The organism is Moorella sp. E308F (assembly GCF_006538365.1).
Classification (GTDB): domain Bacteria; phylum Bacillota; class DSM-521; order Neomoorellales; family Neomoorellaceae; genus Neomoorella.
In genome coordinates, this window is sequence record NZ_BJKN01000001.1 from 834,409 (window position 1) to 849,262 (window position 14,854).

17 protein-coding genes are annotated in these 14,854 nt (G+C 55.4%); 15 read left to right on the forward strand and 2 right to left on the reverse strand.

Going from position 1 to position 14,854, the window contains the following annotated elements; genetic code table 11:
* Nucleotides 1-26: 26 nt before the first annotated feature.
* On the reverse strand, nt 27-1,247 hold the full coding sequence (locus tag E308F_RS04195; protein WP_141263685.1) for an MFS transporter: 1,221 nt from the start codon (nt 1,245-1,247) through the stop codon (nt 27-29).
* 76 nt (nt 1,248-1,323) lie between these two features.
* On the opposite strand from E308F_RS04195, the gene E308F_RS04200 reads away from it, so the two are divergent.
* The 15 genes from E308F_RS04200 (at nt 1,324) to E308F_RS04270 (ending at nt 14,206) form a co-directional block, all read left to right on the forward strand.
* Nucleotides 1,324-1,599, forward strand: coding sequence for a YqhV family protein (locus tag E308F_RS04200; RefSeq protein ID WP_141263686.1), 276 nt, complete (start codon nt 1,324-1,326; stop codon nt 1,597-1,599).
* A 129-nt stretch (nt 1,600-1,728) separates the two neighbouring features.
* Nucleotides 1,729-2,544: a phosphosulfolactate synthase gene (locus E308F_RS04205; protein ID WP_141263687.1), complete on the forward strand. Its 816-nt coding sequence runs from the start codon at nt 1,729-1,731 to the stop codon at nt 2,542-2,544.
* A 137-nt stretch (nt 2,545-2,681) separates the two neighbouring features.
* Nucleotides 2,682-3,407, forward strand: a complete 726-nt coding sequence (locus E308F_RS04210; RefSeq protein WP_216363852.1) for a 2-phosphosulfolactate phosphatase — start codon at nt 2,682-2,684, stop codon at nt 3,405-3,407.
* Nucleotides 3,408-3,484: 77 nt separating this feature from the next.
* Entirely contained in the window at nt 3,485-3,940 is a 456-nt protein-coding gene (locus E308F_RS04215; RefSeq protein WP_141263689.1) for a DUF441 domain-containing protein, read from the forward strand.
* Nucleotides 3,941-4,128: 188 nt separating this feature from the next.
* On the forward strand, nt 4,129-5,397 hold the full coding sequence (locus E308F_RS04220) for an ATP-grasp domain-containing protein (RefSeq protein WP_141263690.1): 1,269 nt from the start codon (nt 4,129-4,131) through the stop codon (nt 5,395-5,397).
* On the forward strand, nt 5,394-5,702 hold the full coding sequence (locus tag E308F_RS04225; protein WP_141263691.1) for a hypothetical protein: 309 nt from the start codon (nt 5,394-5,396) through the stop codon (nt 5,700-5,702). The genes E308F_RS04220 and E308F_RS04225 overlap by 4 nt, the downstream gene beginning before the upstream one ends.
* Before the next feature lie 20 nt (nt 5,703-5,722).
* A complete protein-coding gene (locus E308F_RS04230; protein WP_141263692.1) occupies nt 5,723-6,619 on the forward strand; it encodes a succinate--CoA ligase subunit alpha in 897 nt (298 codons plus the stop codon).
* Nucleotides 6,620-6,632: 13 nt separating this feature from the next.
* Nucleotides 6,633-7,532 carry an HpcH/HpaI aldolase/citrate lyase family protein gene (locus E308F_RS04235; protein ID WP_141263693.1) on the forward strand — a complete coding sequence of 300 codons (900 nt, stop codon included), beginning with the start codon at nt 6,633-6,635 and terminating at the stop codon, nt 7,530-7,532.
* Between the two features lie 133 nt (nt 7,533-7,665).
* Nucleotides 7,666-8,892, forward strand: a complete 1,227-nt coding sequence (locus E308F_RS04240; RefSeq protein ID WP_141263694.1) for an NAD(P)-dependent malic enzyme — start codon at nt 7,666-7,668, stop codon at nt 8,890-8,892.
* Between the two features lie 379 nt (nt 8,893-9,271).
* Nucleotides 9,272-10,081: a 3-methyl-2-oxobutanoate hydroxymethyltransferase gene (gene panB / locus E308F_RS04245; RefSeq protein ID WP_141263695.1), complete on the forward strand. Its 810-nt coding sequence runs from the start codon at nt 9,272-9,274 to the stop codon at nt 10,079-10,081.
* 135 nt (nt 10,082-10,216) lie between these two features.
* Nucleotides 10,217-10,930, forward strand: coding sequence for a CvpA family protein (locus tag E308F_RS04250; protein WP_141263696.1), 714 nt, complete (start codon nt 10,217-10,219; stop codon nt 10,928-10,930).
* A 68-nt stretch (nt 10,931-10,998) separates the two neighbouring features.
* Entirely contained in the window at nt 10,999-12,429 is a 1,431-nt protein-coding gene (locus E308F_RS04255; RefSeq protein ID WP_141263697.1) for an aminopeptidase, read from the forward strand.
* Nucleotides 12,430-12,539: 110 nt separating this feature from the next.
* Complete coding sequence (gene yedF / locus E308F_RS04260; RefSeq protein ID WP_253260387.1) at nt 12,540-13,124, forward strand: sulfurtransferase-like selenium metabolism protein YedF; 585 nt, start codon at nt 12,540-12,542, stop codon at nt 13,122-13,124.
* A 4-nt stretch (nt 13,125-13,128) separates the two neighbouring features.
* On the forward strand, nt 13,129-14,076 hold the full coding sequence (locus E308F_RS04265; RefSeq protein ID WP_172613466.1) for a HEAT repeat domain-containing protein: 948 nt from the start codon (nt 13,129-13,131) through the stop codon (nt 14,074-14,076).
* Complete coding sequence (locus E308F_RS04270; RefSeq protein WP_141263700.1) at nt 14,021-14,206, forward strand: DUF951 domain-containing protein; 186 nt, start codon at nt 14,021-14,023, stop codon at nt 14,204-14,206. The genes E308F_RS04265 and E308F_RS04270 overlap by 56 nt, the downstream gene beginning before the upstream one ends.
* Here the strand turns inward: E308F_RS04270 and E308F_RS04275 are convergent.
* Nucleotides 14,193-14,702 carry a CGGC domain-containing protein gene (locus tag E308F_RS04275; protein ID WP_141263701.1) on the reverse strand — a complete coding sequence of 170 codons (510 nt, stop codon included), beginning with the start codon at nt 14,700-14,702 and terminating at the stop codon, nt 14,193-14,195. The two genes, E308F_RS04270 and E308F_RS04275, sit on opposite strands and share 14 nt — an antisense overlap.
* Nucleotides 14,703-14,854: the final 152 nt, after the last annotated feature.

A 14,854-nucleotide genomic window follows, 5' to 3' on the forward strand; every position in this document is an offset into this window, starting at 1 on the left:
GCCCCGGGTAAGCTAACCCGGGTCTTTTAATGACCGGGTAACAGTTCCGGGGGCAGCATTTTTTCCGTCTGGATAAAGGTCGCCGTTAAAAAGGTTATCAGTCCTACCAGGACGGCGGCGCCCAGGAAAAGGGGCAACCGGCCCAGGGTCATGGCCAGGCCAAAGGCCGGGGGTCCCAGGGCGACGCCAAAGAAACGCATGGAACCGTAAAGGCAGGTAATGCCGCCCCTTTCCTTAGCGCTCACACTGGTTATCAAGGTATTGACTGAGGGCAGGACGATACCTGTGCCGATCCCCATGACCACCATGGCCAGGAAAAAGATATAGATATTATCAAAGAAGCCCATAACTATCAGGGCAGCGGTCTCCAGGACCAGGCCGGCAACAACGGTCATCTTCAAGAAGTTGCCGGCCTTTTGTTGCAGGTAACTACCGGATAAATAGGAAGTAAGGGCCATGGTAGCCACGGGAATGGCTATGAGCAGACCGATGCTAAGGCCCCGGATGCTATAATTTGCTTCCAGGATATCAGAGACATAACTCAAAACCCCAAACAAGATAAAAAGAACAACCATTCCGGCCAGGATGCAGGCCACGAGGGACAAGCCCCTGGTCTGGAAAACCTGGCCCAGGTCGCGGAAATAGGTGCGGAAGGTTACCCTGTTTTTATCTTGCCCCGAAGGTTCTTTAATGAAGAACCACACAGCCAGGCCAATGGGGATGGCCAGGAAGCCATAGACAAAAAAGGGAGCGAACCAGGCGATGAGGCCGGCAAGGGAGCCGGCAATGGGGCTCACCACCTTTCCCAGGCCGTTGGAAGCTTCCAGCAAACCCAGGGTTTTGGTACGCTCCCTGCTCTGGAAGATGTCGCTGGTCAAGGCCATGGCCAGCTGGTACGTACCCCCGGCACCAATACCCTGGAGGATGCGGCTGCCCAGGATCAGGTAATAAGGGGAAGCCACCAGCCAGGCGGCCAGGCCGGCCAGCAGACCCCCCAGACCGTAAATGATCAGGGCCGGTGCCATAATGGGCTTGCGGCCATAGGCATCGGACAGGAAACCGGCAAAAGGGATGACCAGGCCGGCTGCCAGGGAAAAGGCTGTTATAAAAAGACTGATCTGGACCAGGCTGACGTTCAAAGTGGTGCGCATGACTGGTAGCAGGGGAACCAGCATGGAGTTGCCCAGGACCATGATAAACGGTACGGCACACAGGATGGCAAAGGGCAATTTTATAGATGGCTGCAACCTTGAAAACCTCCTAGAAAAGATGCTGCTTCTATTTTCTCTCGGCAGCGCATAAAAAATAATGGGAGGAGATGCCATGTTTTTCTATGTGCCGGACAAACATGTGCTGGCCATGGCGGCAGTGCGCGTCCTGTCCAGCATGATTGAATTGACGGCAGCCATCCTGATGTTAAAATTAAACCGGGTTGAAGCAGCTTTAAAAATAAATGCCACCCTGGCTTTTGTTGGTCCGGCAGTTATGATGACGGTGACGGCCCTGGGACTCTGGGGCCTGGCCGGTAAGATCCCCCCTGTAAAAATGCTGACCATTATCCTGGGGGTGGGACTCATTTTTTATGGCGTAAAGCGGTAAAGATGGTGGGGTAACAGTCGTCTGACCTGTGAAAAAGTACCGGCGGCAAAGATGTTACCCCCTTCCTGCCCGGGACATAAAGATAAAAAAGCAAGTTAAAAAATAAACATGCAGGAAGGGGCGAAATGAATGCTGGAAAAATCAACTGCTGCCTGGAATGATATCCTGGAATTTCCAATTGGTGGACGCCAGCAAAAACCCAGGCGGGCAGGATTGACCATGGTTATTGACAAGGGCCTGGGGCTTACAGAGTTCAAGGATTTGCTGGAGGTGGCAGCACCCTATATTGATTTTATAAAACTTGGTTTCGGCACCTCTGTCTTTTACCCGGCGGCTATTTTACAGGAAAAAATTCGCCTGGCACGCTCTTATAGTGTTGATATTTTTCCCGGCGGCACCTTCTTTGAAGTCGCCGTTCTCCAGGGGCGGCTGAACCTTTACCTGCAAACAGCCAGGGAATTTGGATATTCTTTTATTGAAATCTCCGATGGAACTATTGACATGAGCCGAACTGTGCGGATGGCGGCGGTGCGTCAGGCCCGGGCGGCAGGTTTTGGCGTCATAACTGAAGTGGGCAAGAAGGACCCACGGGATGCCTTAAGCACAGCCTATCTCCTGAGCCAGATTGCCGTCGACCTGGAGGCGGGAGCCGACTATGTCATCGTCGAGGGCCGGGAATCAGGTCAGGGAGTCGTCATTTACGACAGCCGCGGGTCTGTCAAAGAAGATATACTGGACAGCCTGCTGGCAGGCATCAAGGAGCCGGAACGGGTCATCTGGGAAGCTCCCCAGAAGCAGCAGCAGCAGGCCTTAATAATGCGCCTGGGACCCAATGTTAACCTGGGCAATGTCCAGCCAGGGGATGTCCTGGCCCTGGAAGCCCTGCGGGTGGGACTGCGGGGCGATACCTTGAGGACTACCCTGAAGGTGGCTGAAGTAAGTTAAGAGTTAAGAAATATGGGAAGCGGGAGCCGGTGGCGGGGTTCCTGCTTCCCGTTTAATTATTACCTTTAACTTTCGGCGGCAGGAATCTGCCCTATCTTTCGCGAATAACTACTGACCGGAAAGAGTTGGAGGTGCGATTGGGTTTGGAAATCGATGTCTTTACGGGAATAAATGGTATACCGGATGAGGCCATTAATAATAAAGCGGTCATAGTAATTGATGTGCTGCGGGCAACGACCACCATTTCGGTGGCCCTGGCGGCCGGTTGCCTGGAGGTAATTCCTGTCCTAACCCCCGAGGAAGCCATCGATATGCGCGAGCGTCTGGAGGACGAGCGGGTACTCCTTGGGGGTGAGCGCAATGCTTTAAAAATACCGGGCTTTGACCTGGGCAATTCCCCCCTGGAGTATACCCCTGAAATTGTTGCCGGCAAAAGGTTGATTATGACCACTACCAACGGCACCAGGGCCATTCGCCGGGCCGCAGGCGGCCGCCAGGTATTCCTGGGTGCCATGATCAACGCTCCGGCTGTGGCCGGGCTGGCTGCTGCAGCAGCAACGGATATAACCATAATTTGTGCCGGTACCAGGGATCGTTTCTCCCTGGAAGATTTTTTGGCAGCCGGGTTACTGGTCGACCGGCTTGCCGGGCTGGGAGAATTTGTCTTGCGCGACGGCGCTCTAACTGCAAGGGATTATTATTACTGCCACCGGGATGATCCCTCGGCAGCTATGAAAGCTAGTTTCCATGGCCGGCTCCTGGCTGACCTGGGACTGGAAGCGGATGTAGAATTCTGTTCCCGGGTGGGCGCGATTGATGTCGTTCCGGTGTATGGGGGCGGTATTATTAAAAAGGCCGGCTAACGCCACGTATGGCGTTATTGTCCCGGGTGCCCTGGCATATATATGGTACAGGACGGCTGGTACAAGGGGCGTATTCAATGAGCGCGACAACGGCGATCCTGTTACTTATTATGTTGCTGGGCATCCTGGGTCGCTCTAATGTTATCGCAGCCGCTGCTGCTATTCTTTTACTCCTCCAGTTTACTAACCTGCAAAGAATCTATCCTTTTCTTGAACGCCGCGCTCTGGAGGCCGGCCTTATTTTTCTGGTGGTTTCCGTACTAGTGCCCTTTGCATCCGGCCGGGTTTCAGCGCGGGATATGCTTGCCTCCTTTGTTTCCTTACCCGGTATAATAGCCATCGCCAGCGGGATTATCGCCACCCATATGAACTGCCAGGGCCTGGAATTGCTTCAGCGTTTTCCCCAGATGATGATCGGTATGGTTATAGGTTCCATTATCGGCGTTGCCTTTTTCGGCGGTATTCCCGTGGGGCCCCTGATGGCCGGTGGTATTGCCGCCCTGTTGGTAAACCTGCTGACCTGGTTGCGATAATTTTTTTTCAAACCAGCAGGATTTTTTAATTTCATCAAGAATATATATAATAGCATAAAGAATTGATACCCCTATAGGGTAGGTTTACACCATTTGCCAGCCTATTATAGATACAGAGGGGGGATAGCAGGAGGGATTTTGCACGTCGTCTTTCCAACCAAATAAATTTTTGTGGAAGGGACGAAAGTATGGCTAAGCTATTAGAGTATCAAGGCAAGGAATGGTTACGCAAGGCGGGGATTCCGGTTCCTGTGGGCCGGGCTGCATCCTCGCCGGAAGAAGCGGAACAGATTGCGGCGGAGATGGGTAAGCCCGTCGCAGTAAAGGCCCAGGTGCAGGCTGGCGGCAGGGGTAAGTCAGGAGCGGTAAAACTAGTCGACACCCCGGCAGAAGCCCGGGCGGCAGCAGCATCGATTCTTGGAACGGTAATTAAAGGCTATCCGGTACGCAAGGTCCTGGTGGAAGAGAAACTTAATATCGCCCGGGAATATTACGTGACTATTATTGTTAATTCAGCTCGCAATGCCCGCTGCCCCATGATGATGTTCAGCACCGAGGGCGGTATGGACATCGAAAGTGTTCCGGAAGAGAAGATTTTTAAGCTTTTAATTTCACCCTTAAACGGCCTGGAAGTTTATGACGCTGTCGACATGCTGGTTCAGGCCGGCATCCCCAACGACCAGCTGATGACCTTTGCCAATATCTTGGTCAAGCTGTGGAATGCTTATAAAAAGTATGATTGCTTTACCCTGGAAATCAACCCCTTGGTCTTAACCGCCAGCGGGGAACTGGTGGCGGCCGACTGCAAGATGGAGGTTGACAACAGCAGCGTTTACCGTCACCCGGAAATGGGTATTGAAATTGCCAGGGACTTCCCCCACGAGCCCACGGAACTGGACCGTATCGGTTGGGGCATTGAAAAGACCGACACCCGCGGTTCCGGTTTCGTCATGAGCATGGGCTTTGACGAGAAAAGTCCGGGTTATATCGGCTACCATCCCATCGGCGGCGGATCGGCCATGATGGGCATGGACGCTCTGAACAAGGTCAACCTGAAGCCGGCGAACTACGCAGACACCAGCGGCAATCCGGTTGCTTCCAAAGTGTACCGGGTAGCCAAGGTTGTTCTCTCGCAGCCCAACATTGATGGCTACCTGCTGGGCGGCTTTATGATGGCCAACCAGGAACAATGGCACCACGCCCACGCCGTCGTGAAGGCCCTGCGGGAAGTCCTGCCCAAAAAACCCGGTCTGCCCTGTGTGTTACTGCTGTGCGGTAACAAGGAAGAAGAATCCCTCGCCATTTTACGCGAAGGGTTAAGCAATGTTGAGGGTGCTACCAGGGTGGAGATCTACGGCCGGGAGCATGTTACCGATACTGATTTTATCGGGCAAAGGTTATTGGCCCTTGTTAAAGAATATCAAGCCGAAAAGCGAAAGCAGGGTGGAAACCAGTGATTGAATTCTGGGAAAGAACAATTAAAGTTACCATCGACACCAGCAAGTGCACCGAGTGTGAAACAAAGGCCTGTATCGACGCATGCAAGAAGTTTGCCCGGGGGATGCTGCAGCTCCAGGACGGCGCACCCTCTGTGGCCCACCTGAGTGAAGATGAAATAAAACGCCGGGGAACAGAATGCCTTGCCTGCGAGTATGAATGCTGGTTCCGCGGCAAGAGCGCCATAAAAATTGACGTTCCCATTGAAGGAATGGATGAGTACCTGCGCAAGCGGGGCCTGCTTGAAGATAACGCCAACCAGTAAAAGGATAAAGAGGGATAAGCATGGGGATTTTAATTGATAGAAACACCAAGGTTATTGTTCAGGGAATTACCGGTAGGGAGGGTTCCCTCCGGGCCAAATATATGAAGGATTACGGCACGAAGGTTGTGGCCGGGACGAGCCCCGGTAAGGGCGGCGAAGAGGTAGCGGGCATTCCCGTCTATCATACCGTCAAGCAGGCCGTAGCCGAACACGGGGAAATTGACTTCAGCGTTATCTTCGTACCCGGCCGGGCTTTGAAAACAGCGGTTAAAGAAGCCGCCGACGCCGGCGTGAAAAATATCGTCCCCTGCGTGGAATCGGTCCCTATCCATGACATCATGGAAATGGTGGAGTACTGCAAGCTGAAGGGGACCAGGCTCATCGGCCCGGGCTCCATCGGCATCATTACGCCTGGAGAGGCGGTAGTCGGCTGGCTGGGCGGCAATGTAGAATGGGCCAACTCCTTTTTCCGGCCCGGTCCGATCGGTGTTTTCTCCCGCAGCGGCGGCCAGTCGGGTACTATTCCCTGGATCCTTAAGGAAAACGGTTACGGCGTCAGCACCGTCGTTCACACGGGTACGGAACCGGTCCTGGGGACTTCCTTCGCTGACCTGCTGCCCCTTTTTGAAGAAGACCCCCAGACGGAAGCCGTAGCGGTATTTTCTGAGATCGGCGGTACCCAGGAAGAAGAATGCGCGGAAGTAATTGCCGCCGGGAAATTTACCAAACCCTTCGTCATCTACGTGGCAGGTGCTTGGGCACCGGAAGGCCAGCGCTTCTCCCACGCCTCCAGCATTGTGGAACGGGGCCGCGGTTCGGCCAAGAGCAAGATGGAAGCCATCCAGAAAGCTGGTGGCTACGTGGCCATGAGCCCCAATGATATCCCGCGTATCCTCAAAAACGTACTCAAGCATTAGGAGGTAATAAACAATGCCTGTAATGCGCTCTGTCCTTTACGTTCCCGGCAATAACCCCAGGATGATTGCCAAAGCACCCACTTTCCCCGCCGATATAATCACCCTCGACCTGGAAGATTCCGTGCCCCCGGCGGAGAAGGAAAATGCGCGGAAACTTATCCGCGAGAACCTGAAGGCTGTTGGGGCCAACGGGTCGGAGGTATACGTGCGCATCAACAACTGGGAGACCGAGATGACCAACGACGACCTGGAGGCCGTTGTTTATGAGGGACTCCACGGGGTTACCCTGGCCAAGTGCGGGCATCCGGACCACGTCAAGCGCCTGGACTGGAAACTGGAAGAACTGGAACGCCGCCGCGGTCTACCTATAGGGAGCATTAAGGTTTCCCTGCTCCTGGAAACCGCGAAAGGTATTATCAATGCCTATGAATCCTGCATCGCCAGCCCGCGGGTGGTCAGTGCCATCTTCGGTGCCGTGGACTACTGCAAGGATATGCGGGTCAAACTGACCTCGGAAGGCAAAGAGCAGGAATACGCCCGCGCCCATATGGCAGTTGCCGCCCGGGCGGCAGGGGTGGTAGCCATTGACTGTCCGTTTGTTGCCTATCAGGATATGGAAGCATTTGAAAAGAGTGTTCTCCAGGGGCGGCAGATGGGATATGAAGGCCGGATGCTGATCCATCCCAGCCAGGTTGAGCCTGCCAATCGTCTCTACTCCCCGGACCCTGCCGACGTGGAATGGGCCCGCGGCGTCGTAAAAGCCTTTGAAGAAGAAGCCATTGCCCAGGGTAAGGCTGCCATTTCCTACCAGGGCAAGATGGTCGACACGCCTGTTTACCTCAACGCCAAGGATATCTTGAACGCCTACGAAGAGATCCAGGCTAAAGATGCCGCCAGGAAGAAGAACGCTTAAAGGTTGAGATAGCGGGGCTGGCGGCCTCCAGGAAAGCTGCCGGCCCCTTTTATAACTATACGGTTGCCGGGGAAACCCGGTAGAGGGTGACCCCGTACCGATATTTAAATATGAAAAAGGGGGACGACAGGCTGTGAATACCCAGGAAAGAGCCCTGCAGCTGCATAAGGAATGGCAGGGTAAAATCGAAGTACGGGGGCGGGTACAGGTCCGGGATGGGACGGATCTTTCCCTGGCCTATACTCCCGGTGTCGCCGAGCCCTGCAAAGAAATCCATAAAGATCCCAAACTCGTTGACGTCTACACCCGGCGCTGGAACCAGGTTGCCGTAGTATCCGACGGCTCGGCGGTCCTTGGCCTCGGTAACATTGGCGCCCGGGCGGCCATGCCCGTTATGGAAGGGAAAAGCCTGCTTTTTAAAACCTTTGCCGGTGTCGATGCCTTCCCCATCTGCATCGATTCCCAGGATGTAGATGAGATTGTCAGGACAGTCCAGCTCCTGACCCCCACCTTTGGCGGCGTCAACCTGGAGGATATTGCCGCGCCCCGCTGTTTTGAAATCGAGCGACGCCTCAAGGAAACCACTGACATTCCTATCTTCCACGACGACCAGCACGGTACGGCCGTAGTCGTATTGAGCGGGATTATCAACGCCTGTAAGATCACCAAGCGGGAGCTGGGTGATCTCAAGGTAGTGATCAACGGCGCCGGGGCGGCCGGCATTGCCACTGCCAAGCTCCTGCTCAGCGTGGGCGTAAAAGACGTGATCCTCTGCGATTCCCGGGGAATTATCTCCTCAAAGCGCCAGGACCTCAATGCGGAAAAACAGGAAATGCTCAAGATCACGAACAAAGAAGACCGCAGCGGCACCCTGGCCGACGCCATGGTAGGCGCCAACTGCTTTATCGGCCTCTCTGTCAAAGACGCCGTTAATCAGGATATGGTACGCTCCATGGGTAAAGACCCCATTATCTTTGCCATGGCTAACCCCGTTCCGGAAATCTATCCCGATAAGGCGCGGGAAGCCGGCGCCGCCGTTGTGGGCACGGGGCGGAGCGACTTCCCCAACCAGGTCAATAATGTCCTGGGCTTCCCCGGCATCTTCCGCGGTGCCCTTGACGTGAAGGCTTCCGATATCAATGAACCGATGAAGATTGCCGCCGCCCATGCCCTGGCCGACCTGGTGGGCGACAGGCTCTCACCTGATTTCGTCATGCCGGAAGCCTTCGACCTGCGGGTGGCACCGGCGGTGGCAGCGGCCGTAGCCAAGGCCGCCATGGAGAGTGGCGTGGCTCGCGAGCCGAAGGACCCCGAGTGGGTGAAGAAACATACGGAAGAGCTGATCGGCCTGGCGAAATAAAATCCAGGAACGCTGGTGTTACGACCCCGGGCCCTGGGTCGCACGCCAGGCGGGAGAAGATGACGAGCCGCCCGGAGGAACGCTCCGGGCGGCTTTTTCTGGCCGCGCATGCGCTCCTCCCCTGCCGGGTATAATAACAGAAAAAAGGCAGGTGGATTTAAACTGGTCAACCGTATCGACTCTCCTGAATATCCGCAGGAAGCGCCGCAGCCCAACAGCGTCCCCCATCCTGCGACCTCACCACCGGAATTCCCACTGGAAATTAAACCGGCAGCCGATCCCCCGCAGGGGGATTTTCTGTTATAATAAGCATATAGCTGGTCAATACTTCCAGCTTATAGCTTTTATCATGGTAACATATGGAACAAGGAGGGGGAAAATGGCCGCACGCACTAAGATTACCCTGCCCCAGCTCCAGGCCATGAAGGAGCGAGGGGAGAAGATCACCATGGTAACCACTTATGATTATCCTTCAGCTTTGCTGGCCGACCAGGCCGGCATGGACATGCTGCTGGTAGGCGATTCGTTGGGCATGGTGGTCCTGGGCTACCAGAGTACAGTACCCGTAACTATGGATGAGATGGTGCATCATACCCGCGCCGTTATGCGGGCCAATCCTGCAGCCCTGGTGGTGGCCGACCTGCCTTTTCTTTCCTATCAGGCCAGTGTAACGGACGCCGTTTATAATGCCGGCCGCCTGGTCAAAGAGGGTGGGGCCGATGCCGTAAAGCTGGAAGGTGGTCGGGCTATGGTACCCATGGTCCGAGCTATAGTCGATGCCGGCATCCCGGTCATGGGTCATTTGGGGTTAACTCCCCAGTCGGTAGTCCAGCTGGGTGGCTATCGCGTCCAGGGACGGGAGAAAGATGCGGCCGATAGAATTGCCGCCGATGCGGAAGCATTAGTGGAGGCTGGCGTCTTCTCCCTGGTACTGGAATGCGTACCGGCGGACCTGGCCCGGCGGATAACGGCGGAATTACCGGTACCTACCATCGGCATTGGGGCCGGGCCTGATTGTGACGGCCAGGTGCTGGTTTACCATGACCTCCTGGGCCTCTTTGACCGCTTCCAGCCCAAATTTGTCAAGCGTTATGTAAACCTGGGCGAAGCCATTGTCAAGGCCCTTGCCGATTACCGGGAAGAGGTCCGCCAAGGGAAATTCCCCGGTGAAGAACACAGTTTCCGGTAAAAGACCCTCATACCGCTAACGCGACACATTAGAAGGATGAAAATAACGGGCTGGCATTTGTTTGGAGCGAGCAAAAACAATGCCAGCCTGGAGCGAAGTTATTTCAGGGTAGAATGTATGGAGGGACGCTGTTAGTTGCTCAATTACCTGGACCTGCTTCTATTTCTGCTCCTGGCCCTGGGTGCGTGGCGGGGTTACCGCCTGGGTTTTGTTAACCTGATAGCCGGGTGGATCAGCTACCTGGTGGCTGGGCTGGCGGCAGCCCTCTATGCCCGGCCCCTGGCTGAAGCCGTGGACCAGGCCTGGCACTTAACCGGTCGCTGGGGCAACTGGCTGGCCCCCCTATTACCATTACCCCGGCCGGTTCTCAGCCAGCCCCTGGGTAAGGCTGCCGCCGGACAGCTGGAAATCCTTTTAAACGGCACGCCGTTACCAGGGATGTTAAAACAAAGCCTGCTGGAGAGCCTGGAGAAGGCTCCCGGAGGTACGGTGGGCCAGGTCCTGGCCGGGCAGCTGGTCTTCCTGCTCCTGGAATTAGTAACCCTGGTGGTCCTTTTTTACGGCAGTTTATTTCTTTTACGCCGCCTGGCACGCTGGAGCACCATGGGGATAAATATGACCTCTACCGGTTTGCTTAACCGGGGCCTGGGCCTGGCCCTGGGTCTCCTGGGGCAGGTCTTCTGGTTGGCTTTGCTGGTAGGGATGCTGCGCTATCTCGTGGCCCTACCGGCCATGACGGCAGCTCCGGGTTTTTTACCCCTGGCCCGGCAGTTCTATAACTCCGGCATGGCCCTCCAGCTGAGCAATTTTTATGACTGGCTGGCCGGACTGTTGCATACCCTAATCTAGGGGGTTGGCAAGAGGAAGTTATCAATATGGGGGATTTGCCTCCAGGTTGATAAAAGGAGGAATTACCTATGGCAGAAAAAGAAGAAAGCAGAGGCAAAAAACTACAAAAAGAACTGGCTCTCCCTCAGAAGAGTGCCTGGGAGCTTTTAGAAAAGGACACCAGGGAAAAGGTATTTGCTTTTGCCGAGGGGTATAAAACCTTCTTAAGCCGGGCTAAAACTGAACGAGAAGCCATCCGGGCCGCCCTGGAAGCCGCCCGGGGACGCGGCTTTATTTCCCTGGCTGACCTGCCACCCGGCCGGGGGTTAAATCCCGGAAGCCGTTTTTACCTGGAATGGCGGGGTAAAGTCCTGCTCATGGGTATAATGGGTACGGCTGATCTGACCGAAGGCGTAAGGCTGGTGGGGGCCCATGTTGATGCGCCGCGCCTGGACCTGAAACCCATGCCCCTCTATGAAAAAGACGGCCTGGCCATGTTCAAAACCCACTATTACGGCGGCATCAAGAAATACCAGTGGACGGCCCTTCCCCTGGCCCTACACGGCGTGATTATGTTAAGGAACGGTCGCCGGGTGGAAGTGGTAATCGGTGAAGACAGCGCCGACCCCATATTTACCATAAGCGATTTGTTACCCCACCTGGCCAAGGAGCAGATGAAAAAGAATATGGAAGAAGCCTTGAGCGGGGATGATTTAAACCTGGTGGTAGGCAGCATACCTTATCCCGGCGAAGACGATGTAAAAGATAAAATTCGCCTGGCCATTCTCCAGTTGCTAAATGAACGTTATGGCCTGGTGGAAGAGGACCTGATTACGGCAGAGCTGGAACTGGTACCGGCCGGGCCGGCCCGGGACCTGGGTTTTGACCGCTCCCTGGTAGGAGGTTACGGCCAGGACGACCGGGTCTGCGGCTACACGGCCCTGCAGGCCATCCTGGACCTGGAGGGCCCCCGGCATACGGCCCTGGTACTCCTGGTAGATAAAGAAGAAATCGGCAGTACAGGTAATACCGGCGCCCACTCCCGCTTCCTAGAATATGCTTTAAGCGAGCTAGCTGCTCGCCTGGGTAATACCAGCATTGTCCACGTGGGCCGGATTATGGCCAATTCCCAGGCCATTTCCGCTGACGTGACCGCCGGTGTCGATCCCACCTATGAAAATGTCTTCGACATGCACAATGCTTCCCGCCTGGGATACGGCGTGGTTTTAAATAAGTACTCCGGTTCCCGGGGCAAATACGACGCCAATGACGCCAGTGCCGAGTTTATGGGCCGACTGCGGGACATTTTCAACCAGAATCAGGTCATCTGGCAGAGCGGCGAAATGGGTAAGGTGGATGCCGGCGGCGGCGGTACCATAGCCAAGTTTTTGGCCTATTTCGGCCTGGATGTGGCCGACTGCGGCCCGGCCCTCCTCTCCATGCACGCTCCCCTGGAGATAGCCAGCAAGGTGGATATTTATATGGCCTACCGGGCCTACAAGGCTTTTCTAGCCAGTTAATGATTTTTTAAGCAGGAAAAGTAAAATCTCGTGAAGAAAAGATATATAAAAGGCCCTGGTACCTTGAGAGTGGATGGGCGCCAGGTGCTTTTCTTTTAAAGGGGGCATGGATGGTGGAAAAAATAGTAGATGCCCGCGGGCTGGCCTGCCCGCAACCGGTTATCCAGACCAAAAAGGCCCTGGAAAGTTTGGGGCCGGATGGAGAGCTGGTTACCATTGTCGATAATGAGGTCGCCCGGGACAATGTTTTAAAACTGGCGCGGAGCCTGGAGTGCGCTACCAGCGTCAGGGAACAGGGAAGTGAATACTATATCCATATTCGCAAGGAAAGCATACCGGCTACCCAGTTAAGCGTTAATCCGGGCCAGGTATTGCTGGTAACCTCGGCCAGCCTGGGCCGCGGTTCGGAAGAGCTGGGGAGCATCCTCATGCGCAGCTTCTTTTACAGCTTGAGTGAAACGGAAGTGCTGCCCCGGCGGGTTCTCTTTATCAACAGTGGTGTCCAGCTCTGCTGCCAGGGTTCACCGGTGCTGGACAGCCTGCTGGCTCTGGAGCAAAAGGGAGTGGAAATCCTGGCCTGCGGCACCTGCCTGGACTATTACCACCTGAAAGAAAAATTGTGTGCCGGTAGCGTTACCAATATGTATACCATCATTGAACACCTTATGGCTGCGGAAAAGGTAATTACCCTCTAGGGGAGTGGTGACTTTGCTCTGGCAGCGCCGGCGTTACCGGGATGAAGAGCGCCTGTCAGCAGCCCTGGCAGGTTGCCGGGGCAAAATAGCTAAAGGTTTACGACGGGAGTTGTGCCGGCTGGACGCCCGGGCCCTGGCCGGGCTCCTTGCCGGCCTCTGGCCGCGTCTGGAGGAAGCTACCCGTGAGCAGCTGGCGGCTCTGGCGGAGGAAGAAGGTTTTATTGAGGCCTGGCTGCGGGACCTGGAACAGGGAAAAGCCGGTGAGAAAGCTAGGGCGGCTACCATCCTGGGCGAGATGGGAGTTAAACGTGCCCTTGGCTCCCTCCTCGCGGCCCTGGGAGACCGGGACGAAGGCGTCCAGATGGCAGCAACGGCAGCCCTTATCCGTTTACGTGACCGGCGTTGCCTGGAACCGTTGCTTACAGCTCTGGCGGAACCCCGGCGCTGGCCACCGGCGCGGGTGGCCGAGGTGTTGCTGGCTTTAGGAACAGACAGTATCCCGCCTTTGCTGGATCTCCTGGAACGGGGGCCGGAAGACGTTTCCATACGGGTGATAAATATCCTGGGCTGCTTTAAGGATGAGCGGGTCTTACCGGCCCTGGAGCACTGCCTTAAGGATGAGAGCGCTGCCGTGCGCAGAGCAGCGGCCATGGCCCTTGGGGAAACCGGCTGCAGCCAGGGCGCGGGGAGTTTAAAGAAGGCACTGGCCGATCCGGTGGGCGAGGTACGGGCCGCCGCCGCCCGCGCCCTGGGAAGGCTAAAGTGCCGGGATGCCACGGATTTGCTTAAGAGTTGCCTGGCCGATGCAACCTGGGAAGTCCGCGCAGCTGCCGGCGCGGCCCTCACCGAGCTGGGGGCAGCAAGGGACGAGCAAGAAATGGGAGGAGAACATCTGGATGGACTTGCAGGTTGGCGATATCGTCCAGACCAGAAAGAAACATCCCTGCGGTAGCGACCAATGGGAGATTTTACGAGTAGGTATGGATTTTCGCCTACGCTGCCTGGGATGCGGTCGTTTAATCCTTATTCCTCGTCTAAAAGCGGAAAAGAGCATTAAAAAAGTGATAGCTAAATTGCCTTGAGCAGGGTCAGGATTGGCAGAGTATTCCTGGTAGTGGCGGCCTGTTTTTCATACAAATAATGCAAATAATTGAGGTTGAGGAGGCGCTGCCGGCATTCGGTAAGGCTGGGGATGTCATCTGGCTTTAGAATTACGGTGGAGCAGTGGTAGGCTGTCGCTGCATCAATGTAGCTCCCCATAAGCACCGGTCGGCCCAGTTCATCCTCAATGGCCATTGCCCCGGCCAAGGCCGTGGGGCAACGGTTGCCAAAAAACATGCAGGAAGGAAAAACGAAATAGTCGACTTTCTCTTGACGAACCATGCGGCGGGCCACTTCCAGGCGGCCGGTGCCCGGACAACCGGGGCAGGGCTGTATGGCAACGATTTTAGCTTCCGGAAGCTCCCCCAGAGGTCCCTTTTTTTTCTCCACGGCCAGGAAACAGAGGATATGGGCCTGGTAGCCGGGGCAGCCCCTTTTCCAGTGATCACGGCAGGAAATAATACCAACGCGCAGCATATTAAGAAACCCCTTTTACAAAAATTATCATTTTAACCAATTGGCCTCGATTTTACCATAACGATAGCAGTTTAGCATATTTTCCTTCAAAAAAATGTCGGAAGGTGGCGGCAGTTCAACAAAATGAAACCAGGCTGGGTATAATTACTTCC